19 protein-coding genes and 1 pseudogene are annotated in these 21,526 nt (G+C 59.5%); 7 read left to right on the plus strand and 13 right to left on the minus strand.

Going from position 1 to position 21,526, the window contains the following annotated elements:
• Both ACM530_RS09320 and ACM530_RS09325 read left to right on the plus strand, forming a co-directional pair.
• Window positions 1-939, plus strand: a complete 939-nt coding sequence (locus ACM530_RS09320; RefSeq protein ID WP_262206017.1) for an MlaD family protein — start codon at window positions 1-3, stop codon at window positions 937-939.
• On the plus strand, window positions 936-1,547 hold the full coding sequence (locus ACM530_RS09325; protein WP_416364649.1) for an ABC-type transport auxiliary lipoprotein family protein: 612 nt from the start codon (window positions 936-938) through the stop codon (window positions 1,545-1,547). Before ACM530_RS09320 ends, ACM530_RS09325 begins: the two co-directional genes overlap by 4 nt.
• A 94-nt stretch (window positions 1,548-1,641) precedes the next feature.
• Here ACM530_RS09325 and ACM530_RS09330 read toward each other — a convergent pair whose 3' ends face one another.
• The 5 genes from ACM530_RS09330 to ACM530_RS09350 all read right to left on the minus strand — a co-directional run bounded on the left by ACM530_RS09330 (window position 1,642) and on the right by ACM530_RS09350 (window position 6,025).
• A complete protein-coding gene (locus ACM530_RS09330) occupies window positions 1,642-2,871 on the minus strand; it encodes a nucleoside recognition domain-containing protein (protein ID WP_145158541.1) in 1,230 nt (409 codons plus the stop codon).
• A 97-nt stretch (window positions 2,872-2,968) separates the two neighbouring features.
• On the minus strand, window positions 2,969-4,300 hold the full coding sequence (gltP, locus tag ACM530_RS09335; RefSeq protein ID WP_145158539.1) for a glutamate/aspartate:proton symporter GltP: 1,332 nt from the start codon (window positions 4,298-4,300) through the stop codon (window positions 2,969-2,971).
• A gap of 727 nt (window positions 4,301-5,027) precedes the next feature.
• Entirely contained in the window at window positions 5,028-5,495 is a 468-nt protein-coding gene (locus ACM530_RS09340; protein WP_119741338.1) for an inhibitor of vertebrate lysozyme family protein, read from the minus strand.
• A gap of 2 nt (window positions 5,496-5,497) precedes the next feature.
• On the minus strand, window positions 5,498-5,662 hold the full coding sequence (locus ACM530_RS09345; protein WP_003170804.1) for a DUF1328 domain-containing protein: 165 nt from the start codon (window positions 5,660-5,662) through the stop codon (window positions 5,498-5,500).
• A gap of 78 nt (window positions 5,663-5,740) precedes the next feature.
• Window positions 5,741-6,025, minus strand: a complete 285-nt coding sequence (locus tag ACM530_RS09350) for a hypothetical protein (protein ID WP_106576045.1) — start codon at window positions 6,023-6,025, stop codon at window positions 5,741-5,743.
• Between the two features lie 392 nt (window positions 6,026-6,417).
• On the opposite strand from ACM530_RS09350, the gene algB reads away from it, so the two are divergent.
• Window positions 6,418-7,764, plus strand: coding sequence for a sigma-54-dependent response regulator transcription factor AlgB (gene algB / locus ACM530_RS09355; protein WP_145158535.1), 1,347 nt, complete (start codon window positions 6,418-6,420; stop codon window positions 7,762-7,764).
• 10 nt (window positions 7,765-7,774) lie between these two features.
• A complete protein-coding gene (locus ACM530_RS09360) occupies window positions 7,775-9,562 on the plus strand; it encodes a KinB sensor domain-containing domain (RefSeq protein WP_369302746.1) in 1,788 nt (595 codons plus the stop codon).
• A gap of 3 nt (window positions 9,563-9,565) precedes the next feature.
• Here the strand turns inward: ACM530_RS09360 and ACM530_RS09365 are convergent, their stop codons facing one another.
• The 6 genes and pseudogenes from ACM530_RS09365 to ACM530_RS09390 form a co-directional block, all read right to left on the minus strand.
• The gene (locus ACM530_RS09365; RefSeq protein WP_416364650.1) at window positions 9,566-10,342 is read right to left on the minus strand and encodes an N-acetylmuramoyl-L-alanine amidase; all 777 of its coding nucleotides are present in this window, start codon (window positions 10,340-10,342) and stop codon (window positions 9,566-9,568) included.
• Window positions 10,343-10,430: 88 nt separating this feature from the next.
• Window positions 10,431-12,488: a diguanylate cyclase gene (locus ACM530_RS09370; RefSeq protein ID WP_416364651.1), complete on the minus strand. Its 2,058-nt coding sequence runs from the start codon at window positions 12,486-12,488 to the stop codon at window positions 10,431-10,433.
• Complete coding sequence (locus ACM530_RS09375) at window positions 12,485-13,363, minus strand: endonuclease/exonuclease/phosphatase family protein (RefSeq protein ID WP_416364652.1); 879 nt, start codon at window positions 13,361-13,363, stop codon at window positions 12,485-12,487. The genes ACM530_RS09370 and ACM530_RS09375 overlap by 4 nt, the downstream gene beginning before the upstream one ends.
• A 10-nt stretch (window positions 13,364-13,373) precedes the next feature.
• On the minus strand, window positions 13,374-14,012 hold the full coding sequence (locus ACM530_RS09380; protein ID WP_119741330.1) for a thiol:disulfide interchange protein DsbA/DsbL: 639 nt from the start codon (window positions 14,010-14,012) through the stop codon (window positions 13,374-13,376).
• Between the two features lie 169 nt (window positions 14,013-14,181).
• Window positions 14,182-14,808, minus strand: a complete 627-nt coding sequence (locus ACM530_RS09385) for a c-type cytochrome (RefSeq protein ID WP_416364653.1) — start codon at window positions 14,806-14,808, stop codon at window positions 14,182-14,184.
• Between the two features lie 33 nt (window positions 14,809-14,841).
• A pseudogene (locus ACM530_RS09390) lies at window positions 14,842-15,143 on the minus strand (c-type cytochrome).
• A 192-nt stretch (window positions 15,144-15,335) separates the two neighbouring features.
• Here ACM530_RS09390 and yihA point away from each other — a divergent pair.
• Complete coding sequence (yihA, locus tag ACM530_RS09395; protein WP_242200480.1) at window positions 15,336-15,977, plus strand: ribosome biogenesis GTP-binding protein YihA/YsxC; 642 nt, start codon at window positions 15,336-15,338, stop codon at window positions 15,975-15,977.
• Window positions 15,978-16,245: 268 nt separating this feature from the next.
• Here yihA and polA read toward each other — a convergent pair whose 3' ends face one another.
• The gene (gene polA / locus ACM530_RS09400) at window positions 16,246-19,041 is read right to left on the minus strand and encodes a DNA polymerase I (RefSeq protein WP_416364654.1); all 2,796 of its coding nucleotides are present in this window, start codon (window positions 19,039-19,041) and stop codon (window positions 16,246-16,248) included.
• Between the two features lie 74 nt (window positions 19,042-19,115).
• Between polA and ACM530_RS09405 the strand changes: the two genes are divergently transcribed.
• Both ACM530_RS09405 and ACM530_RS09410 read left to right on the plus strand, forming a co-directional pair.
• Window positions 19,116-19,406, plus strand: a complete 291-nt coding sequence (locus tag ACM530_RS09405; RefSeq protein WP_145158523.1) for a DUF2782 domain-containing protein — start codon at window positions 19,116-19,118, stop codon at window positions 19,404-19,406.
• A 56-nt stretch (window positions 19,407-19,462) separates the two neighbouring features.
• On the plus strand, window positions 19,463-20,416 hold the full coding sequence (locus tag ACM530_RS09410) for a homoserine kinase (protein ID WP_416364655.1): 954 nt from the start codon (window positions 19,463-19,465) through the stop codon (window positions 20,414-20,416).
• A 142-nt stretch (window positions 20,417-20,558) separates the two neighbouring features.
• Here the strand turns inward: ACM530_RS09410 and ACM530_RS09415 are convergent, their stop codons facing one another.
• Window positions 20,559-21,488, minus strand: coding sequence for a zinc ABC transporter substrate-binding protein (locus ACM530_RS09415; RefSeq protein ID WP_416364656.1), 930 nt, complete (start codon window positions 21,486-21,488; stop codon window positions 20,559-20,561).
• Window positions 21,489-21,526: the final 38 nt, after the last annotated feature.

The following is a 21,526-nucleotide window of genomic DNA, read 5'->3' on the forward strand; positions in this document are numbered from 1 at the left end:
ATGGAAACCCGAGCCCATCATGTGATGATCGGTCTGTTCAGCGTAATCGTGGTGGTCGGCGCGATGCTGTTTGGCCTGTGGCTGGCCAAGTCCAGCGTCGACAGTGCCTTCCAGGATTACGAAGTGGTGTTCAACGAGGCGGTCAGCGGCCTGTCGCAAGGCAGCTCGGTGCAGTACAGCGGGATCAAGGTGGGTGACGTCACCAGCCTGCGCCTGGATCCCAACGACCCGCGCCGCGTACTGGCACGTATCCGCCTGGCCGGGCAGACGCCGATCAAGGAAGACACGCAGGCCAAGCTGGCCCTGACCGGCATCACCGGCACCTCGATCATCCAGCTCAGCGGTGGCACACCGCAAAGCCCGGAACTGAAGGGCAAGGACGGCAACCTGCCGGAAATCATCGCCTCGCCATCGCCGATCGCGCGCCTGCTCAATAACAGCAACGACCTGATGACCAGCATCAACCTGCTGCTGCACAACGCCAACCACATGTTCTCCCGGGAGAACGTCGAGCGCCTGAGCAACACCCTGGACAACCTGCAACAAACCACTGGCGCCATCGCCGAGCAACGCGGTGACATCAAGGTGGTGATGCAGCAATTGATGCAGGTGAGCAAACAGGCGACGGCCGCCCTGGAGCAAACCACCGTGCTGATGCGCAACGCCAACGGCCTGCTGAACGATCAAGGCAAGCAAGCCTTCGGCAGCGCCGAGCAGGCAATGAGATCGCTCGAACAAAGCACCGCAACCATCAACACCTTGCTGACCAATAACAAGGACTCGGTGAACAGCGGCATGCAGGGCCTCAATGAACTGGCGCCGGCCGTGCGCGAACTGCGCGAAACCCTGGGTTCGCTGCGCGCCATCTCCCGCCGCCTGGAAGCCAACCCCAGCGGCTACCTGCTGGGCAGCGACAAGAATAAGGAGTTCACGCCATGAAGCGCGCTTATCAGATGATCGCCCCTGTGGCCCTGGTGCTGGTCAGCGCCTGCTCGATCCTGCCCAAGCCCGACCCTTCGGACGTGTACCGCCTGGCTTCGGCCCAGACGACCACCCAAGGCGCGCCGGTGAGCTGGTCGCTGCGCGTGAGCAAGCCGCAGAGCAGCGAGTTTCTCGACAGCCCGCGCATTGCTGTGGTGCCCAACGGTGACCTGATCAGCAGCTATGCGAACTCACGCTGGAGCGACCCGACGCCCGTGTTGCTGCGCAACCGGTTCATGGACGGTTTCCAGCGCGATGGGCGGGTGACGCTGTTGAGTACCGACGAGACCAACTTACAGGCCGATTACGAGCTGGGCGGGCAATTGCAGGCGTTTCAGAGCGAGTACCACGGCAGTGCTGTAGAGGTAGTCGTCCGACTGGACGCAAGGCTGGTGCGTGGCAGTGATCAGCGCATTATTGCCAGCCGGCGGTTTGAGGTGAAGCAGCCGGTGGGTGCCACCCAGGTGCCGGCGGTGGTGGCCGCGTTTGGGCGGGCGGGGGATCAGTTGAATAGGCAGGTGGTGGATTGGGTGGTGGCGCAGGGCAATGCGGCACCGAAAGGCTAAGGGCCTCATCGCAGGCAAGCCAGCTCCCACATTTTTGAATGTATTTACACATCAACATGTGGGAGCTGGCTTGCCTGCGATAGCCATTTAAGCCTTAACCGAAGAACCAGTAGCACACCGAAATCGCCGCCACGACACCGGCAAACTCCGCCAGCAACGCACACCCCACCGCATGCCGCGCCCGCTGGATCCCCACCGAGCCGAAGTACACCGCCAACACGTAGAAGGTGGTTTCCGTACTGCCCTGAATCGTCGCCGCCACCAACGCCGGGAAGCTGTCCACACCCTTGGTTTGCATGGTCTCGATCAGCAGCGCCCGCGCGGCACTGCCGGAGAAGGGCTTGACCATGGCGGTCGGCAACGCGTCGACAAAACGCGTGTCCAAACCCGTCCAGGCCACCAGGTGGCGAATGCCTTCAAGGCCAAAGTCCAAGGCTCCCGAGGCGCGTAACACGCCCACCGCGCACAGCATCGCCACCAGATACGGCAGCAGGTTCTTGGCAACGTCGAAACCCTCTTTGGCGCCTTCGACGAACGCCTCGTACACCTTGACCTTGCGCAGCGCACCGATCAGCAAAAACAGCATGATCAACCCGAACAGCGTCAGGTTGCCAAGGATCGATGACAAACCGGCCAGCGCCGTGGCGGACAAGGTCGCCAGCAACGCCATAAAGCCACCGAGGATCAATGCGCCGGGAATCAGGTAGGCCAGCACCACCGGATCCCACAGCCGCAGGCGCTGCATCACCGCCACCGACAATAGGCCGACCAGGGTCGAGGCACTGGTTGCCAGCAGGATCGGCAGAAACACCAGCGTCGGGTCCGCTGCGCCTTGCTGGGCGCGGTACATGAAGATGGTCACCGGCAACAGCGTCAGCGACGACGCGTTAAGCACCAGGAACAGAATCTGCGCGTTACTGGCGGTGTTGGGGATCGGGTTGAGTTCCTGCAGCGCCTTCATGGCTTTCAGGCCAATCGGCGTGGCAGCGTTGTCCAGCCCAAGGCCATTGGCGGCGAAGTTGAGGGTGATCAAGCCGATAGCGGGGTGGCCGGCCGGCACTTCCGGCATCAGGCGGCGAAACAGCGGGCCGAGGGCCTTGGCCAACCAGTCGACGATCCCGGCTTTTTCGGCGATGCGCAAAAAGCCCAGCCATAAGGTCAGGGTGCCGAACAGCAGCACCATGACTTCCACCGACAATTTGGCCATGGCGAAAATGCTTTCCACCATCGCCGCAAAAATCCCGGCATTACCGCCAATCAGCCATTGCGCCAGTGCTGACACCATTGCCACGACAAAGAAGCCAAGCCACAGGCCATTGAGCATCTGTTGAATCCCCCGAAAGATGGGGCGAATGATAGCGGGGCTGGCAGAAACGACAAACCCCGGAATTTTCCGGGGTTTGTGTTCACGCCGCGGGCTATCAGCCGCGAGTGGCTTGGGCGGTTGGCGAGGCCTGTTTGCTGCGCCAGTGCGGCAGGGAGTTCCAGTAGCGCTCGCCTTTGGCGTCGTCGTACATGCCTTCCCAGCGGGAGATGACCAATACGGCCAAGGCGTTGCCGATCACGTTGAGTGCGGTACGCGCCATGTCCATCACACGGTCGACACCGGCGATGAACGCCAGGCCTTCCAGCGGAATGCCCACGCTGCCCAGGGTAGCCAGCAATACGACGAAGGACACACCCGGTACGCCGGCGATGCCTTTGGAGGTCACCATCAAGGTCAGCACCAGCATCAGCTGCTGGCCGATCGACAGGTCAATGCCGTACAGCTGGGCGATGAAGATCGCCGCGATGCTCTGATACAGAGTCGAACCGTCGAGGTTGAACGAGTAGCCGGTCGGTACCACAAAGCTGCAGATGGCCTTCGGCGCGCCGTAGGCTTCCATCTTCTCGATGACGCGCGGCAGCACGGTTTCGGAACTGGCGGTGGAGTAGGCCAGCACCAGCTCATCCTTGAAGATGCGCATCAGCTTGATCACCGAGAAGCCGAACAGGCGAGCGATCAGGCCCAGCACCACGAAGGCGAAGAACAGAATGGCGACGTAAACCAGAATCACCAGCTTGGCCAGTGGCAGCAGCGAGGCGAAGCCGAAGTTGGCGACGGTCACCGCGATCAACGCGAATACGCCGATCGGGGCGTACTTCATGATCATGTGGGTGACTTTGAACATGCTCTCGGAAACGCCCTGGAACATAGTGACCAGAGGCTCACGCAGTTCCGGCTTGAGGCTCGACAGGCCGAGGCCGAACAGCACCGAGAAGAAGATGATCGGCAGCATGTCGCCACGGGCGACGGCAGCGAAGATGTTCGAGGGAATCAGGTTGAGGATGGTCTCGATGAACGCATGCTCATGCTGCACTTCGGCAGCGGTGGCGGTGTACTTGGAGATATCGACGGTACCCAGGGTACTCATGTCGATGCCAGCGCCTGGGTGGAACAGGTTGGCCAGCAACAGACCGACCACAATGGCGATGGTGGTGACCACTTCGAAGTAAAGGATGGTTTTGACGCCGATGCGACCGAGCTTCTTCGCGTCACCCACGCCGGCGATGCCGACGATCAGCGAGGAAATCACAATCGGGATCACGATCATCTTGATCAGGCGGATAAAGATATCGCCCGCCGGCTGCAACACATTGCTGATCCACCAGGCTTTTTCAGCACTGAAATGGTTGAGCACTGCACCGATTGCGATCCCCAGCACCAAACCGATGAGGATCTGCCAGGCGAGGCTTAGCTTTGCCTTCTTCATGTCATTACCCTTACTTCAAGTGGACTTAAGGCACATGCGCCATCTGGAACGCTCGGAAGCGAAAAAGTGTGTGCATCTGCCTCCGTAGAAGGTCACCGCAGCGTGGCCGAAATGGCTTACTGGCAGGCGAAAAAAGGCGCAACTATTCCCATGCAAGGGGGCGACGTCTAATGCCGTAAACGCCTACCCTATGCCGAATCGGCATGGCTTTTTTTGAAAATAGTTGTCTGAACGGTCAGTTCGATTCCGCCATTCCGTCCGGTGAATATGCCGTGAACCGGCCACGAGCGGCTCGCTCAGAGAGGTTGGACGTCTGTAAGTCACCGGCAAAAATGCCTGGAATTAGATGGGGTTGGCGTCCGAAGAGTCCTATAGCGCGAGCATAATTTTCTAGATAGAAGGTCGCACCGACACACCAGGTAACGGTTGGGAGGAGGCGAGACAGAAAATAACGACTATGAGCGACATACAAGAGGATTAATGCGCGATAAGCCCGCCGCAAGTTCAGCAAGCTTGAGGACTTGTGAACTTGCGTCGCAGCTTTTCGCCTGACCCGGCCCTTGCGCAGGCACTCCCTGTACCCGTAGGTCACGCCGATCCGACTCGATCAGAGCAACCCGGCCCCCTGGTCATGCACCCCCCTTGGCGAGTGGTGCAGACAGAAAGAAACAAAGGGCTTCTTTCTATAGACGCCGGCTCCGTTGACGACAGATGCGTCAGACGGAACCTAGTACCAATTCGGATCTTTCTTAAGCTGTTCCATCAGCAGTTGTTTCATGCCTTCGTTCGGCTTACCGATAAAACGGTAATCGGCGTGCCGCGTCGGGGATTTGTCTGCCGGCAAACCGGCCGGGACTTCCACCAACATGGCGTAGGCGTCTTCCTTGTCGTAGCTGAAGGCGACGATCAGGCGCTTGTTCAGGCAGGTGTCTGCAGTCTCGCAGAGTGGCCCGACCAGATACTTATCGCCATCTTCTTCCACGGCATTCATTTGTTCGGCCGTACCGGACAGGTTCATCACCCATTCCGGCAGGCGTTGTTCTTTCTTCACCACGCTTTGCCAGGTTTCGCGGTACTGCTTGTCCGCACTGAGCAATTCGTTAGCCCGGGATTGACCGTCATTGGCGGCCATCGCCAAGCCGCTACCGCCCAGAATCAGGGCGGCAGCACAGGCTTTGATAAACAAAGTGGTCATATTCAGCCTCGGCCGCGACGACCAAAGAAGAACGAAGCGATGAACATCACCAGAAAGACCACAAACAGAATTTTTGCGATACCCGTGGCGGTGCCCGCGATACCACCGAAGCCCAGGACTGCAGCCACAATGGCGATGATCAGAAATGTGATTGCCCAACTCAACATGGTGATTCTCCTTACGCTTTTATAGGGGTAACAGCGGTAGTGCCGTGCAGCCGCTCAACACAAGCGGCTTTTTGTTGCCTAGAACACCCAACGTTCTTGAGCAGGCAACTCGCCAAGAGTCGAATCCTGGTCTGCCACTCTCAATTGCGGGGCGGTAACGTCGGCAGCCACGCTGCTGACGGAACTGAAATGGTGCTGTGTCATCACCGGACGTTCAAATTGCAGGGTTTGCTGCTGACTCTGCTGCCAATGCTGGAATTGCTGGCCCGCAATCAACGTGACCATCAAGGCCAGGCTGGCAAACAGACCTTGCTGCAAGCGCAGTGGCGATACACGCAATTGGCTGAGGCTTTGGCGAGTCATGCTGCATTTCTCCCGCATTCTGATTATTCGGTCATGACACTGTTGAGAGGGATATTGCAGGGCGCGTGCCAGTTTTTTTACAAAATAAAACTCAATAAAATCAATTAGTTAATAATACATCCCGGATCGATAGCCCAGCATCCTGCACGATGCCCCTATCCAGGCCGTGCGAAATGCACGATGGTCAGTGGTCGGGTCAGGGGATCGAAAAGAGAAATAGCATTGCCGAAGTGGCTACGAGGCATGAAAAGGCCAGTAAATCGCGCGTTTGTAGGAGGTTGTGCAGATACCTGCGCGAAGACGGCTTTTATCGATCAGAATAAACCATGCAACTTGCCCGATTATTCCGGGACTAAACACCATCATTCATAGTTAAGGGGAGCGCGGGACAGATGGAATCAGCCAAGGAACTTCAAGGCCGCATTCTTTTAGTGGATGACGAATCCGCGATCCTTCGCACCTTCCGTTACTGCCTGGAAGATGAAGGCTACACCGTAGCCACCGCAAACAGCGCCGCGCAGGCGGATGCGCTGATGCAGCGCCAGGTGTTCGACCTGTGCTTCTTGGACCTGCGCCTGGGCGAGGACAATGGTCTGGACGTGTTGGCGCAGATGCGCATCCAGGCGCCATGGATGCGCGTGGTGATTGTGACCGCACACTCCGCCGTGGATACCGCAGTCGACGCGATCCAGGCTGGCGCCGCCGATTACTTGGTCAAGCCGTGCAGCCCAGACCAACTGCGCCTCGCTACCGCCAAGCAATTGGAAGTGCGCCAACTCTCCGCTCGCCTCGAAGCCCTGGAAGGCGAAGTTCGCCAGCCCAAGGACGGCCTCGACTCCCACAGCCCGGCCATGATGGTAGTGCTGGAAACCGCGCGCCAAGTCGCGGGCACCGACGCCAACATCTTGATCCTCGGCGAGTCAGGCACGGGCAAGGGTGAATTGGCGCGCGCCATTCACGGCTGGAGCAAGCGCTCGAAGAAGTCCTGCGTGACCATCAACTGCCCGTCACTGACGGCAGAGCTGATGGAAAGCGAACTGTTCGGTCACAGCCGTGGCGCCTTTACCGGCGCCAGCGAAAGCACCTTGGGCCGAGTCAACCAGGCGGATGGCGGCACGCTGTTTCTCGACGAGATCGGCGATTTTCCCCTCACCTTGCAACCAAAGTTGCTGCGCTTCATTCAGGACAAGGAATATGAACGCGTGGGCGACCCGGTCACCCGACGCGCTGATGTACGCATTCTCGCGGCGACCAACCTGAACCTGGAAGACATGGTGCGCGAAGGCCGCTTCCGTGAAGACTTGCTCTACCGCCTGAATGTCATCACCTTGCACTTGCCACCGTTGCGTGAGCGCAGTGAAGACATTCTGACCTTGGCCGACCGCTTCCTGGCGCGCTTCGTTAAGGAATATGCCCGACCGGCACGCGGCTTCAGCGATGAAGCGCGCGAAGCACTGCTCAATTACCGCTGGCCGGGGAATATCCGAGAACTGCGAAACGTTGTGGAGCGAGCCAGCATCATCTGCCCCCAGGAAAAGGTTGAAATCAGCCACCTCGGGATGGCCGAGCAGCCGACCAACAATGCGCCGCGCATCGGTGCGGCGCTGAGCCTGGATGAGCTGGAGAAGGCCCACATCGGCGCGGTACTCGCCACCAGTGACACGCTGGATCAGGCGGCCCGCACTCTCGGTATCGACGCGTCGACCCTGTACCGCAAACGTAAACAGTACAACCTGTGAGCTGTACCCTATGAAGCTAGCGATGAAACTGCGCACTCGTTTGTTCCTGAGTATCTCAGCGCTGATCACCGTCGCCCTGCTGGGACTGGTTCTGGGACTGGTCAGTGTCATGCAAATGGCCAAGAGCCAGGAGTCGCTGATCCGCAGCAACTTCATCACGCTGGACCTTGGCCTCAAGCTGCGTCAGACCTTGGGCGACCAGTTGATCCTGATGCTGCAGGAGCAACCGGACCCCGAGGTACTGAAAACCTCAAAAGAGCAGTATTTCGCCTTGCTGGATGAGGGCATCGCCCATGAACAGCAAGACGGCAAGCTCAGCGGGTTCAGCCAGGCACGCGTTGACTACCTGAACTTCCTCAAGGCATTTGATGAAGCCCAGCAAAGCTCAGTGGCAAATAGCAAAAACCCGAAGCTGACCGAAACCTTTAACGCCTTGCGTAATGGCCTGATCGCCGAGCACAAGCACGCGCTGGATAATATCAACGAGAGTGAACACAAATCCCGCGACCGGGCGCTGTTGATTGCCGGTCTTCTGGGCCTGGTCGGGCTGGCAGTGTTGATCATCGGCTTCATTACGGCACACGGTATCGCCCGACGCTTTGGTGGCCCCATCGAAGCCTTGGCCAAAGCCGCCGACAAGATCGGGCAGGGTGATTTCGAAGTGACGCTGCCCATCTCGTCGGCCGCGGAAATGAACCAGCTGACCCGCCGCTTCGGCATCATGGCCGAAGCGTTGCGCCAGCATCAGGCAACCAATGTCGACGAACTGCTGGCCGGCCAGCAGCGTCTGCAAGCGGTGCTCGACAGCATCGACGATGGCCTGCTGATGATCGACCGCCAAGGCCGCCTCGAACACCTCAACCCTGTGGCACAGCGCCAGCTGGGCTGGGACGAGGCACGCTTGGGGCAGGGGTTGGGCGAAGCATTGGGTCGCCCGGAAATGGATGAGCAACTGCAACTGGTGCTGCGCGGCGGCAACCTGGAGCGGGCACCTGAGGACTTGGAAGTGGAGGTCGAGGGCGAACTGCGCCTGCTGACCTACAGCCTGACGCCAGTCAGTCATACCCAAGGGCATATTCTTGGGGCGGTGATGGTGCTGCACGACGTGACCGAGCAGCGCGCCTTCGAGCGCGTGCGTAGCGAATTCGTCTTGCGGGCCTCCCACGAACTGCGCACGCCCGTCACTGGTATGCACATGGCCTTCGGGCTGTTTCGCGAGCGCGCGAAGTTTCCCGCAGAATCCCGTGAAGCGGACCTGCTGGATACGGTTAATGAAGAAATGCAGCGCTTGATGCAGTTGATCAACGACTTGCTCAACTTCTCGCGCTACCAGAACGGCCTGCAAAAACTCACGCTAGGGCCGTGTGATGTTACCGATCTGCTGGAACACGCACGGGCACGCTTTACTGAGCTGGCAAATGCTCAGCACGTCGAATTGCTGGTCGAAGCCCAATCCGGGTTGCCCAGGCTGTACGCAGACCAGGCCCAGCTTGAGCGCGTACTCGACAACCTTTTAGGCAACGCATTGCGCCATACCGCCGATGGCGGGCAAATTCGCCTGCAGGCGCGCCGGCATGGCGAGCGGGTGATTATCAGCGTCGAGGATAACGGCGAAGGTATCGCCTATGGCCAGCAGGGACGCATCTTCGAACCTTTCGTGCAGGTTGGACGCAAGAAAGGCGGCGCCGGCCTGGGGCTGGCGCTGTGCAAGGAAATCGTGCAACTGCACGGCGGGCGCATGGGCGTCTACTCGAGGCCGGGGCAGGGCACGCAGTTCTACATGGCGCTGCCGCTTTAGCGCCTAACTCCGGTTCAATGCGCGCAGGATCGCGGCGCTTTCGGCATCCGGCGTGCCATCAAACAGCGACGGCCGGAAATGCATCTGGAACGCCGCGATCACGTGCCGCGTGGCAACATCCAGCTCGCCGGTCTGTGGTGTCTGATAGCCCAACCGTGCCAACTCTTCCTGGAACCAAGTGATGCTCGGCAGATTAGCGGCGTACTGCATCTGGAATCGAGCGACGACCTGCACATTCGGCCAGGCTCCCAGCCCTTCAGCCGCCAGGCGCTTCCACGGGAACAACGGGCCCGGGTCGAGCTTGCGCAACGGCGCGATATCGCTATGGCCAATGATGTTCTTGGGATCGATGCCATTGCGCTTGCTGATGTCCTTGAGCAACACCACCAACGACTGCACCTGCGCCTCGGAATACGGGTACCAGACGCGGCCAGTCGGCGTGTCGCGATAACCCGGGTTGACGATCTCGATACCAATGGAGCTGGAGTTGAGCCAGGTACGGCCCATCCACTCGCTTTCCCCGGCGTGCCAGGCACGCTGGCTCTCATCCACCAGCTTATAGATGGTGCCTGAAGCATCATCGCCGATCAGGTAATGACTGCTGACCTGGCCATGCGTCAATAGCGCCAGGGAACGTTCAAGGTTGGTGGAGGTGTAATGGACGACAACGAATTGCACACGATTGTCGTGATTGAGCGAAGGATGGCTGGTGTTCAGGCGAGGGCCGCTCGCGCAGCCGGCGAGCAGGAACAGTACGAAGGCGAGGTAAAAGGATTTCATGGCAGAAGACATTACGCTGAAGACGATAATGCAACAGTGTAACGTACGGATTGTGCTTGAGCGGTCAAATTACAAAATGGAACATCTTTTACGCCGCCTGCACCTGATTACGTCCCGCCGCCTTCGCTCGATAAAGTGCTTCGTCGGCACGCTTTAGCGCCAAGTCACTGCGCTCACCCGGCTGGAACTGCGCCACGCCCATGGACACCGTAATCGTCACCGGCTCGCCCTTGAAATGGAAAGGGCACGCTTCGATGGCCGCGCGCAGCACCTCGCCCACGCCCAACGCATCCGCCAAGGCGGAGTCAGGCATCAGCAACACAAACTCTTCACCGCCAAACCGCGCAATAAAGTCAGTCGGGCGCAGGTAATTGCGCAGCACATTGGCGATGATCTTCAACACTTTGTCGCCCGCCAAGTGCCCATAGCCGTCGTTGACGCGCTTGAAGTGATCAAGGTCCAGCATGGCCAGCGACAGGCTGTTGCCGCGCTGGTGCCAGGCGTTGACTTCGTGGTCCAGACGTTCGCTCCAGGCCGCCCGGTTGGGCAGGCCGGTGAGCGGATCGATCAACGCCTTCTGGCGCTGGACTTCCAGATGCTCGCGATACCCCTGGGCTTCCTGTTCCATATTCGCCACCCGCTCAGCCAGCCCCTTGAGGCGCGCCGCCACTTCCTGCTCTCGCTGATCACGCTGCTGCTGATGTTGATCCATGGTGCCGAGCAGGCCTTCAAGGTGGCTCTCCAGCACGTGCTTGAGGCTGTCCAGGTCGGCCGCCTCCTGCACACTGCTTTGCAGGCCGTCGACTTGCTCGCGAATCTGCGTGTCCAGCTCGCGCGCAGCCGAGCGGCTGTCAGCGTGGCCATCACTGGCCACTTGCAGATGGCCCTGGAACGCTTCGAGGCGCTCATTGAGCTGTTTGAGGTAAGCCTCGAACTCGTGCTGGCCACTGTCGGTGATCGCCAGCATCAACACCGCCAGGTCATCGAGAATCGGCAACAGTTCGTACCAGTTCAAGCCATGAGCCAGGCGCTCGCGCATGGCTTCAGCCTGAGGACGGTGACGCTCGGGCAGTGACAGGTCTTCCAGCAGGCCAAGCAAGGTGTCTTCGATGTGCTTGGCAACCGAGCTGTACGAAGGCTCCGGCGAGTCCGGCAGTGCGTAGACGCCATCCGATTCCAACGCATCCGGGTCAGGCTCGGGACTTTCCAGCACAGGCGGGAGAGACAAGCTGCCAATGGCGGTTTCATTCGGAGTGTCGACCTCGACCTGCGCTTCTTCGATAAAGGCGGCAAGTGCGCTTTCTGGAGCGGTTTCTTCAACCAGCGCCTCCACTGCTTCAGGTTCAGGTACCTCGGCGGGCAGAACGACAGGCTCCTCTGCAGCCGGCGCCTCGAAGACAAAGGTTTCGCCGGCAACCTCCGCTACTTTGACAGGCACAACGTGTTCGGGTTGTGACGCTGCCGGCGTTTGCGGCAGTGGCGCAAAGGCGCGCAAGGCTTGTGTCAGTTCTTCGGATTGCTCCGGCTCCTGAGGCTCAGGGGTGGGCTTGGGCGCAGCGGATTTTGGCGCAGCCGGCGCGGGTACAGCTTCAGCCACCGGCGCTTCATTCGAACCCTCTTTCGCGCCAAACAGGCGTTGCAGCAAACCCGGCCCAGAGCGCGGGGTTTCGCCATCCGGGTCCAGGTTATTCAGCGCCTGACCTTGCAGGCTGCTCAGCTCGCTGAGCAACAAAGGAATCTCGCGTGCCTGGCCGACTCGACCATCGAGTTGCTTGGCAAAGGTTTTCAGCGGGCGTGCCACTTCACGCGGCAGCGGCAGTTTTTGCAGCTGCGCAACCAGTGCCGTGAGCGCAGTGCTGATCTGGTCAACCCGGGTTTCGCGGCGCTGTTCCGAATCCAGCACGGCCTTTTCAAGGCGCGGCAGCAGCGCTGCGAGGGCGGCGTCCATGTCGTCGGTACGCACGACGTCGCGCATCTCTTTCATGCACTGGTCAACCGCGCGATCGGTGCCCTCAGCCGCCAGCGTGCTGCGCACCAGGCCTCGACGTAACAGGTCGAGGCGGGCAGCCCAGCGACGTTCGAGCTTGTCTTGCTGCTCGACGCTTTTCAGGTATTTCTCTTTCCAGCGCTGGGCGTCGTCGCTCATGCAAGGGGTCCGCGAGGGCCTGGGCTCAACGCGGGTAATGCATCAGCCGTAAGCGAACCCGGCAGACGAATCTCTACCGCGACCGGCAGGTGATCGGAGATGGGCTGCGCCAGTACTTGCACACTTTCAAGTGTGAGTGTCGGACTGAGCAGGATGTGGTCTAGACAGCGTTGCGGACGCCAACTGGGGAACGTGGCTTCGACTTGCGGCGCCAGTAACCCGAGGTCCCGCAACGGGGAATTCTGCAGCAGGTCGTTGGCATGGGTGTTCATGTCACCCATCAGTACCTGGTGCTTGTAGTTGCCAATTAATTCACGAATGTAGGCGAGCTGCAGGTTGCGCGTACGCCCCCCGAGCGCCAGGTGCATCATCACCACCACCAAGGCTTCAGGGCCTTCGCCGAAACGCACGAGGATCGCCCCGCGCCCTTTGGGGCCTGGCAAGGGGTGATCTTCGATGGCGGTCGGTTTCAAGCGGCTGAGCACACCATTGCTGTGCTGCGCCAGACGCCCGAGGTTGCGGTTGAGTTGCTGATACCAGTACGGGAACGCGCCGAGCTGCGCCAGGTGTTCCACCTGGTTGATGTAACCGGAGCGTATGCTGCCGCCGTCAGCCTCCTGCAGGGCGACCAAATCGAAGTCGTTCAGCAGGCTGCCGATTTTTTGCAGGTTAACGGCACGCCCATTGTGGGGCAGCAAATGCTGCCAGCCACGGGTGAGGTAGTGCCGATACTTTTCGGTGCTGATGCCCACCTGAATATTGAAGCTGAGCAAGCGCAGGCGGCTATCTGCCGGAAGGCCTGTGGATTCCAGGTGATGCTCGTTGACCTTCGCATCATGCAGGCCAACGACACGTTCAGTACCCCAGCGGCGCATGGTAGGCCCCTTACTTGGCTGCGCGCTCTTTGGCGATCAGTTGGTCAGCAACGTTCAGCGCTTGCTCTTCGCCACCAGCACTGCCGATGTCGAAACGGTATTTACCGTTGACGATCAGCGTAGGTACGCCTTGTACGCCGTACTTCTGGGCAAGCTCTTTGTATTGGGCCATCTTGCCCTTCACAGCGAACGAGTTGAACGTTTCAAGGAATTTGGTTTTATCGACGCCCTGAGTGGCGACGAAATCAGCCATATCTTCAGGTTTGACCAGGCGCTTGCCTTCTTTCTGAATGGCATTGAACACCGCTGCGTGCACTTTGTGCTCTACACCCATGGTGTCCAGCGTGATGAAGAGTTGACCATGAGCATCCCATGGGCCGCCGAACAACGCTGGAACGCGTTTGAAATTCACATCCTCAGGCAGCTTCTCGACCCATGGATTGATGACCGGCTCAAAAGCATAGCAATGCGGGCAGCCATACCAGAACAGCTCCACGACTTCGATCTTGCCTGGCACCGAAACCGGCACCGGGTTGGCCAATTCAACGTAGGTTTTACCGGCTTCAAGCGGCACATTATCGGCAGCTTGTGCGGTCATGCCGAAGAGGCTGGCAGTGACGAGAGCGGCGCTGAGGATCAGATTACGCATGCTTTACTCCTGGACAAATAAAGTCGCCTCACGCGACCTTTAGGTGTGACAGGTCTACGCGGGCATGAGTTCGTTAGTGTAACGGCACTGGCCACAAAAAAGGGCGGCCTAAGCCACCCTTTTTATGCTTGCATCGATGGATTAATCGAGCGTTAACGTCCTGCCCGGATCAGTGCAGACCCTGGATGTAGCTGGACAGCGCTTCGATGTCTTTATCCGACAGCTTGGCCGCAATATCAGTCATCATTTTGTTACCCGCGTCGCCATCGATATAGCGAACCTTCTCGCGAAAATCCTTCAATTGCTTGGCCGTGTACTGAGCATGTTGACCACTCAGGTGAGGGAAGCCCGCCGCTGCGACACCGCCGCCGTCCGGAATGTGGCAAGCCTTGCACGCCGGCATGCCGCCGATAGGCTGGTCTTCGGCGAGTTTGCCGCCACGGAACAACGCTTGGCCTTTTTCGACCAGTTTCGGGTCGGCAGCCCCCACACTGCCTTTCTGGTTGGCAAAATACGCCGCGATGTCCGCCAGGTCTTGATCGCTGAGGTTGGTCAGCAAGCCGGTCATTTCCAGCACCGTGCGCTTGCCGTCCTTGATGTCGTGCATCTGCTTGGTCAGGTAACGTTCACCCTGGCCGGCGAGTTTGGGGAAGTTCGGCGCCGGGCTATTGCCATCCGGTCCATGGCAAGCACCACACACGGCGGCTTTCGCCTGACCCGCTGTAGCGTCGCCTGCAGCATGGGCAACACCGGTGATGCCCAAGGTCAACAGCAGACTCACGATCAGTTTGTTCATCAGCTAATCCAACTACGGCTAAGGGTTTAAGAGTTATCTACCGGGTTTACTCACCATCAATTCAATGATGGCCTGGTAATCCTCAGTACTGCAGTCCATGCACAAACCACGCGGCGGCATTGCCTTGAAACCCTGGGTCACGTCTTGCACCAACGTGTTCATGCCCTTAGCCCGTCTTGGCTGCCAGGCTGCCTGGTCACCCCGTTTGGGGCGTTAGGCAGCTGGCCGGCATGGCAAGCTACGCAAACTCGGTTGTACACCGCCTCCGGATCCTGTGTAGCCTGAGCGCCGTAAAGCGGAATCAGGACACCAAAAGCGAGCAACCATCGGGTCATACATCGACCTTTTCAGGGTTTGAGAGCGTTTTGCGTTCTAATGCGCAATGAAGGTCTTTCGCTCCCGTGAACCTCATCCTTCGCTGGGACAAAGCACACACAAAATCTGCGGCATTATATACTGGCGCTACTGAAACGGAAACGACACCGCTTGCCGCACCCTTTTTCGGCACCGCCCACATCGGAAATCTCATGCAACTCAAGAATCCCATCCTCGGCCTGTGCCAACAGTCCACGTTTATGCTCAGCGCCGCCAAAGTAGACCAATGCCCCGATGACGAAGGCTTTGAAGTCGCCTTTGCCGGTCGTTCCAACGCCGGCAAGTCCAGCGCGTTGAACACCCTGACCCATGCCAGCCTGGCACGCACCTCGAAAACCCCGGGCCGCACGCAACTTCTCAATTTCTTCAAGCTAGACGATGATCGGCGTCTGGTCGACCTGCCGGGCTACGGTTACGCAAAAGTACCTATCCCGTTGAAGCTGCACTGGCAGCGTCACCTGGAGGCTTACTTGGGTGGCCGGGAGAGTTTGAAGGGTTTGATTTTGATGATGGACATCCGTCATCCAATGACCGACTTCGACCTGCTGATGCTCGATTGGGCCGTCGCCAGCGGCATGCCGATGCATATCCTGCTGACCAAGGCAGACAAACTGACCTACGGCGCAGCCAAGAACACCCTGCTCAAAGTGCAGTCCGAGATCCGTAAGGGTTGGGGTGATGCGATCACCATCCAGCTGTTCTCGGCGCCCAAGCGCATGGGCCTGGAAGACGCCTACACTGTGTTGGCCGGTTGGATGGAATTGGCGGACAAGGGCGCGGAAGTCGCGGAATAACTTTTCTGCAGGCAAAAAAAACCCCGGACTTCGTATGGGGAGGGGAAGTTCGGGGTCCAAGTTCCGGACCGCTAGGGCGGGGTCCAGATATCTGCCAACACTTAACACAACATAGGAGCATTGAAGGGCTTCACCACCCATTCAGTAACTCTGAGTAGCAGTTCACAGGTTAAGTTCCGGCAGGTTAAAAAAACTATTGGAAATAACTGACACCGTTTTCCGATCTAAAGCGCTCTGCCACCACCCCGGCAGTGGCAGAGCCGCGAAATCAGTGCGCCTCGTCCCAGTTATCGCCCACGCCTACGTCCACCACCAACGGTACATCCAGCTTGGCCGCTGCGCTCATGTACTCGCGGACCTTCTCGCTGACGTGCGCAACCAAGTCCTCGCGCACCTCAAGCACCAGTTCATCGTGCACTTGCAGGATGACCTTGGCATCCAGGCCCGACTCCGTCAGCCAGTTGTCCACCAACACCATGGCCTTCTTGATGATGTCCGCCGCGGTGCCCTGCATCGGCGCGTTGATCGCCGTGCGCTCTGCAGCTGCTCGCTCCTGAGGCTTGTTGGAATTGATATCCGGCAAGTACAGCCGACGCCCGAAGAAGGTTTCTACATAGCCTTGATCGGCCGCTTGAGCACGCGTGCGCTCCATGTACTCGCGAACGCCAGGGTAGCGCGCGAAATACACGTCGATATACGCCTTGGCGGTCTTGGTATCGACGCCGATATCCTTGCCCAGCTTCTGCGCGCCCATGCCGTAGATCAGGCCAAAGTTGATCGCCTTGGCACTGCGACGCTGGTTGGAACTGACCTCAGCCAACTCAACCTTGAACACCTCGGCCGCTGTAGCGGTGTGCACGTCCAGGTCGTTACGGAACGCGTTCATCAAGCCCTCATCCTTGGACAAGTGCGCCATGATCCGCAGCTCGATCTGCGAATAGTCCGCCGCCAGCAGCTTGTAGCCCTTGGGCGCGACAAACGCCTGACGAATCCGCCGCCCTTCAGCGGTGCGCACCGGAATGTTCTGCAGGTTCGGATCGCTCGAAGACAAGCGCCCGGTCGCCGCCACAGCCTGATGATAAGAGGTGTGAATACGCCCGGTACGCGGGTTGATCTGCTCGGGCAGTCGGTCGGTGTAGGTGCTTTTCAGCTTACTCATGCTGCGGTACTGCATCAGCACTTTGGGCAGCAGGAAGTCGTCTTCGGCCAACTTGGCCAACACTTCCTCGGCCGTGGACGCCTGCCCCTTGCCCGTCTTTTTCAACACCGGCAGCCCAAGCTTCTCGTAGAGAATCGCCCCGAGCTGTTTGGGCGAACCCAGGTTGAATTCTTCACCGGCGATCTCGAACGCCTGGCGCTCCAGCTCAACCATCTTGTTACCCAGCTCGATGCTCTGGATGCCCAGCAGGTCCTTATCCACGAACGCGCCCTGGCGCTCGATACGCGCCAGCACCGGCACCAACGGGATTTCGATATCCGTCAGCACACTGGCCAGGCTCGGTATGGCTGACAGCTGTGCATGCAACGCCTGGTGCAGGCGCAGGGTTATATCCGCATCTTCAGCCGCGTACGGGCCGGCCTGCTCAAGCGCGATCTGGTCGAATGTCAGTTGCTTGACGCCTCTGCCGGCGATGTCCTGGAAGCTGACAGTGTCGTAGTCCAGGTACTTCTTGGCCAGGCTGTCCATGTCGTGCCGGGTCGCGGTGGAATTCAACACGTAGGATTCAAGCATGGTGTCGAAGGCGATGCCGCGCACGGTGATGCCGTGCGCAGGGTTACCACCGATGGCGCAATTGGCCAGGATGTTCATGTCGAACTTGGCGTGCTGGCCGACCTTGAGTTTGGTCGGGTCTTCGAGCAGCGGCTTCAACGCCAACAGAACCGTGTCGCGATCCAACTGCTCGGGCGCACCGACATAGGAATGGGTCAACGGGATGTAGGCGGCTTCATGCGGCTGCACGGCGAAGGAAACCCCAACCAACTGCGCTTTTTGCGCGTCGATCCCGGTGGTTTCGGTATCGAATGCGAACAGCTTGGCGTCGTTGAGCTTCTTCAGCCAGCTATCGAAAGTCGCCTGGTCCAGGATGGTCGTGTAGGACGCCTCCACCGGCGCGGCCGCTACTACCTCAGCCACGGCTTCGGCAGACGGCGCCGCCTCGGTCGAAGCCTTGAGCTCGACACGCTTGGCGTCGCGCTGAATCTCATCAATCCAGCTCCTGAACTCCAGCAGCGTGTACAGCTCCAGCAGCTTTTCGCGGTCAGGCTCGATCAGGTGCAGATCTTCCAGGCCTACATCCAGCGGTACGTCGATTTTGATCGTCGCCAGTTGATAGGACAGGAACGCCATCTCCTTGTGCTCTTCCAGCTTGGCCGGCAGGTTCTTGGCCCCGCGAATCGGCAGGGTCGGCACGATATCCAGCTGTTCATAAAGCTCTTTGAGGCCGCCATTCACGCCTACGAGCAAGCCGGACGCAGTCTTCGGGCCAATGCCCGGAACGCCCGGGATGTTGTCGGACGAATCGCCCATCAGCGCCAGGTAATCGATGATCTGCTCGGGAGCGACACCGAATTTCTCCTTCACGCCCTCAATGTCCATCGCGCTACCGGTCATGGTGTTGACCAAGGTAATGTGCCCGTCGACCAACTGCGCCATGTCCTTGTCGCCGGTAGAAATTACTACCGGGCGGTCTGCCGCCGCACTGCTGCGGGCCAAAGTGCCGATGACGTCATCGGCCTCGACGCCTTCGACGCACAGCAGCGGGAAGCCCAGCGCGATGACGCTTTGGTGCAGCGGCTCGATTTGCAGGCGCATGTCATCGGGCATGCTCGGGCGGTTGGCCTTGTATTCGGCGAACATTTCATCGCGAAAGGTCCCACCCTTGGCGTCGAAAACAACGGCAAACGGGCTGTCCGGGTACTGCCTGCGCAGGCTTTTGAGCATGTTCAACACGCCCTTGACCGCACCGGTCGGCAGGCCTTTGGAAGTGGTCAGCGGTGGCAGCGCGTGAAAGGCGCGGTACAGATAAGAAGAACCGTCCACCAGGACGAGGGGGGCTTGGCTCATGAGCAGGATCAACCTTTTCGGCGGGTCAGGCGCTAGAATAGCCGGACCAATGACGACAAAGGGACAAGGTTATCATGCGTACAGTAAATCGCCTGTTGTTGACCGGTTTGATTGCGTTCTTGCCGCTGGCCGCCACGGCAGCTGACAGCGCACCCTCGGCAGACCCGGAAGTCACGATCCGCACCGAAGGTGACAGAACCATCCAGGAGTACCGCCAAAACGGTTTCCTGTACGCGATCAAGGTCACCGTAAAGGGCGCGCCGCCGTATTTCCTGGTGCGCGCGGACGGAACCGATGCGAACTTCATCCGTTCTGACCAGCCGGATATGCTGATTCCGTCATGGAAGATCTTCGAATGGAAATGATTTCTTAACTTAAATTGGCGCCGCCCCTCGCGGCGCCCGTACTGGCAGTTTTAACCATGTCTGTGTTCACCCCGCTGGCTCGGCCCGAGCTGGAAACCTTTCTCGCCCCTTACGGGCTCGGCCGCCTGCTTGATTTCCAGGGGATTGCCGCCGGTAGCGAAAACACCAACTTCTTTATCAGCCTGGAACAGGGCGAATTCGTTCTGACCCTGGTTGAGCGCGGCCCAGTCGCAGAAATGCCGTTTTTCATCGAACTGCTCGACGTGCTCCATGACGCTGACTTGCCGGTGCCCTATGCGCTGCGCACCACCGACGGCGTGGCCTTGCGCGAATTGAAGGGCAAACCGGCGCTGCTGCAACCACGCCTGGCCGGCAAACATATCAAGGAAGCCAACGCACAGCATTGCGCCCAGGTTGGCGACCTGCTCGGCCATTTGCACCTGGCCACTCAGGGCGAGAAAGTGCTGGAGCGCAAGACTGATCGCGGGCTGGACTGGATGCTCACCGAAGGTGCGCAGCTGATCTCGCACCTTAACGACGCGCAGCAGCGCCTGCTGCAAGACGCGCTGAGCGAGATCGAAGCCCACAAGGCTCACATTCTCGCGCTGCCACGCGCCAACGTTCACGCCGATCTGTTCCGCGATAACGCGATGTTCGAAGGCACACACCTGACCGGTCTGATCGACTTTTACAACGCTTGCTCAGGCCCGATGCTGTACGACGTGGCGATCGCCTTGAATGACTGGTGTTCGGACGCCGAGGGCGCGATTGATGGGCAACGCGCCCGTGCACTGCTAGGTGCGTATGCGGCTCTGCGGCCATTCACGGCCAAGGAAGCGGAGTTGTGGCCAACGATGCTGCGGGTAGCGTGTGTGCGCTTCTGGCTGTCACGCCTGATCGCCGCGGAGTCGTTTGCCGGGCAGGATGTATTGATTCATGACCCTGCGGAGTTCGAGCATCGGCTGGCGCAGCGTCAGCAGGTCACGCTCCATCTGCCGTTCGCACTCTAAAGCTGCACTCGGTCAGAAAATGTGGGAGCGGGCTTGCTCGCGAATGCGGTGGGTCAGTAACAGAGGTATTTACTGACACTCCCATTCGCGAGCAAGCCCGCTCCCACACAAGCCCGCTCCCACAGTGGTTCTGTGTCGTCTATTACAACGACTCCAGGCACCCAGCCAGGTCATTCCCCAACTTCTCCAGCACCTGCTCGTAACCCTGCGCTGTGGCCGGGGTGTAACCGCCCAACGCATCCAGCTCCGCCAACTTCACCGGCAACCCCGCCACCAACGTCTCAGCCAAGCGCGGACGCAACGGCGGCTCGCTGAACACACAGGTCTTGCCGACTTCCTGCAACCGCGTACGCATTGCTGCCACGTGCTGGGCTCCGGGCTGCACTTCGGCGGCCACGCTGAACACGCCAGTGTGCTTGAGCCCGTAAGCGTCTTCGAAGTAATCAAAGGCCTCGTGGAACACGAAGTAAGGCTTGTCGCCCACACTCGCCAAGCGCGCCTTCAAACGGGCATCCAACGCATCCAGACGCTCATCGAGTGCCTGCACGTTGCTCTGATACCGCGCAGCATTGGCCGGGTCGGCAGTGCTCAGGTCAGCCGCCATGCGCGCCGCAATCACCCGAGCGTTGACCGTCGACAACCACAAATGCGCATCCAGGCTGCCTGGGCGGTGATCATGGTCATGTTCGTCAGCATCATCGGCGTGCGAGTGGCTATCTTCGGCGAAACGCCGCAACTTCATCCCCGCAAGATCCTGCACCGCCACGGTTGGCAGGCTTCGGCCTTTAAGCACGCGCGGCAGAAAGCTTTCCATGTCCGGGCCGATCCAATAAAGCAGGTCCACCGACTGCACGCGCCGTACGTCGGATGGACGCAGGGCGTAGTTGTGCGGCGAAGCGCCGGGCGGCAACAACACCTCGGGAATGGCCACACCGTCCTGCACAGCCGCGGCAATCAACTGCAACGGCTTGATGCTCGTCAGCACCTTGACCTCGGCCTGAGCGGCCCCAGCAATGAACAAACTGGTGACAAATACGACAAAAACGGGAAAAAGTCGGGACACGATGACCACTCAATGACGTAGGAACGGGTAACATAATAACGTCTCTA

Origin of the sequence: Pseudomonas sp. NFX183 (genome assembly GCF_047943075.1) — a bacterium.
Lineage (GTDB): Bacteria > Pseudomonadota > Gammaproteobacteria > Pseudomonadales > Pseudomonadaceae > Aquipseudomonas.

What these genes read in the sequence shown, in the direction of transcription:
- ACM530_RS09320 (WP_262206017.1), top strand. Translation starts at nt 1, where the DNA reads ATGGAAACCCGAGCCCATCATGTGATGATCGGTCTGTTCAGCGTAATC.
- ACM530_RS09325 (WP_416364649.1), top strand. Translation starts at nt 936, where the DNA reads ATGAAGCGCGCTTATCAGATGATCGCCCCTGTGGCCCTGGTGCTGGTC.
- ACM530_RS09330 (WP_145158541.1), bottom strand. Translation starts at nt 2,871, where the DNA reads ATGCTCAATGGCCTGTGGCTTGGCTTCTTTGTCGTGGCAATGGTGTCA.
- gltP (WP_145158539.1), bottom strand. Translation starts at nt 4,300, where the DNA reads ATGAAGAAGGCAAAGCTAAGCCTCGCCTGGCAGATCCTCATCGGTTTG.
- ACM530_RS09340 (WP_119741338.1), bottom strand. Translation starts at nt 5,495, where the DNA reads ATGACCACTTTGTTTATCAAAGCCTGTGCTGCCGCCCTGATTCTGGGC.
- ACM530_RS09345 (WP_003170804.1), bottom strand. Translation starts at nt 5,662, where the DNA reads ATGTTGAGTTGGGCAATCACATTTCTGATCATCGCCATTGTGGCTGCA.
- ACM530_RS09350 (WP_106576045.1), bottom strand. Translation starts at nt 6,025, where the DNA reads ATGACTCGCCAAAGCCTCAGCCAATTGCGTGTATCGCCACTGCGCTTG.
- algB (WP_145158535.1), top strand. Translation starts at nt 6,418, where the DNA reads ATGGAATCAGCCAAGGAACTTCAAGGCCGCATTCTTTTAGTGGATGAC.
- ACM530_RS09360 (WP_369302746.1), top strand. Translation starts at nt 7,775, where the DNA reads ATGAAGCTAGCGATGAAACTGCGCACTCGTTTGTTCCTGAGTATCTCA.
- ACM530_RS09365 (WP_416364650.1), bottom strand. Translation starts at nt 10,342, where the DNA reads ATGAAATCCTTTTACCTCGCCTTCGTACTGTTCCTGCTCGCCGGCTGC.
- ACM530_RS09370 (WP_416364651.1), bottom strand. Translation starts at nt 12,488, where the DNA reads ATGAGCGACGACGCCCAGCGCTGGAAAGAGAAATACCTGAAAAGCGTC.
- ACM530_RS09375 (WP_416364652.1), bottom strand. Translation starts at nt 13,363, where the DNA reads ATGCGCCGCTGGGGTACTGAACGTGTCGTTGGCCTGCATGATGCGAAG.
- ACM530_RS09380 (WP_119741330.1), bottom strand. Translation starts at nt 14,012, where the DNA reads ATGCGTAATCTGATCCTCAGCGCCGCTCTCGTCACTGCCAGCCTCTTC.
- ACM530_RS09385 (WP_416364653.1), bottom strand. Translation starts at nt 14,808, where the DNA reads ATGAACAAACTGATCGTGAGTCTGCTGTTGACCTTGGGCATCACCGGT.
- yihA (WP_242200480.1), top strand. Translation starts at nt 15,336, where the DNA reads ATGCAACTCAAGAATCCCATCCTCGGCCTGTGCCAACAGTCCACGTTT.
- polA (WP_416364654.1), bottom strand. Translation starts at nt 19,041, where the DNA reads ATGAGCCAAGCCCCCCTCGTCCTGGTGGACGGTTCTTCTTATCTGTAC.
- ACM530_RS09405 (WP_145158523.1), top strand. Translation starts at nt 19,116, where the DNA reads ATGCGTACAGTAAATCGCCTGTTGTTGACCGGTTTGATTGCGTTCTTG.
- ACM530_RS09410 (WP_416364655.1), top strand. Translation starts at nt 19,463, where the DNA reads ATGTCTGTGTTCACCCCGCTGGCTCGGCCCGAGCTGGAAACCTTTCTC.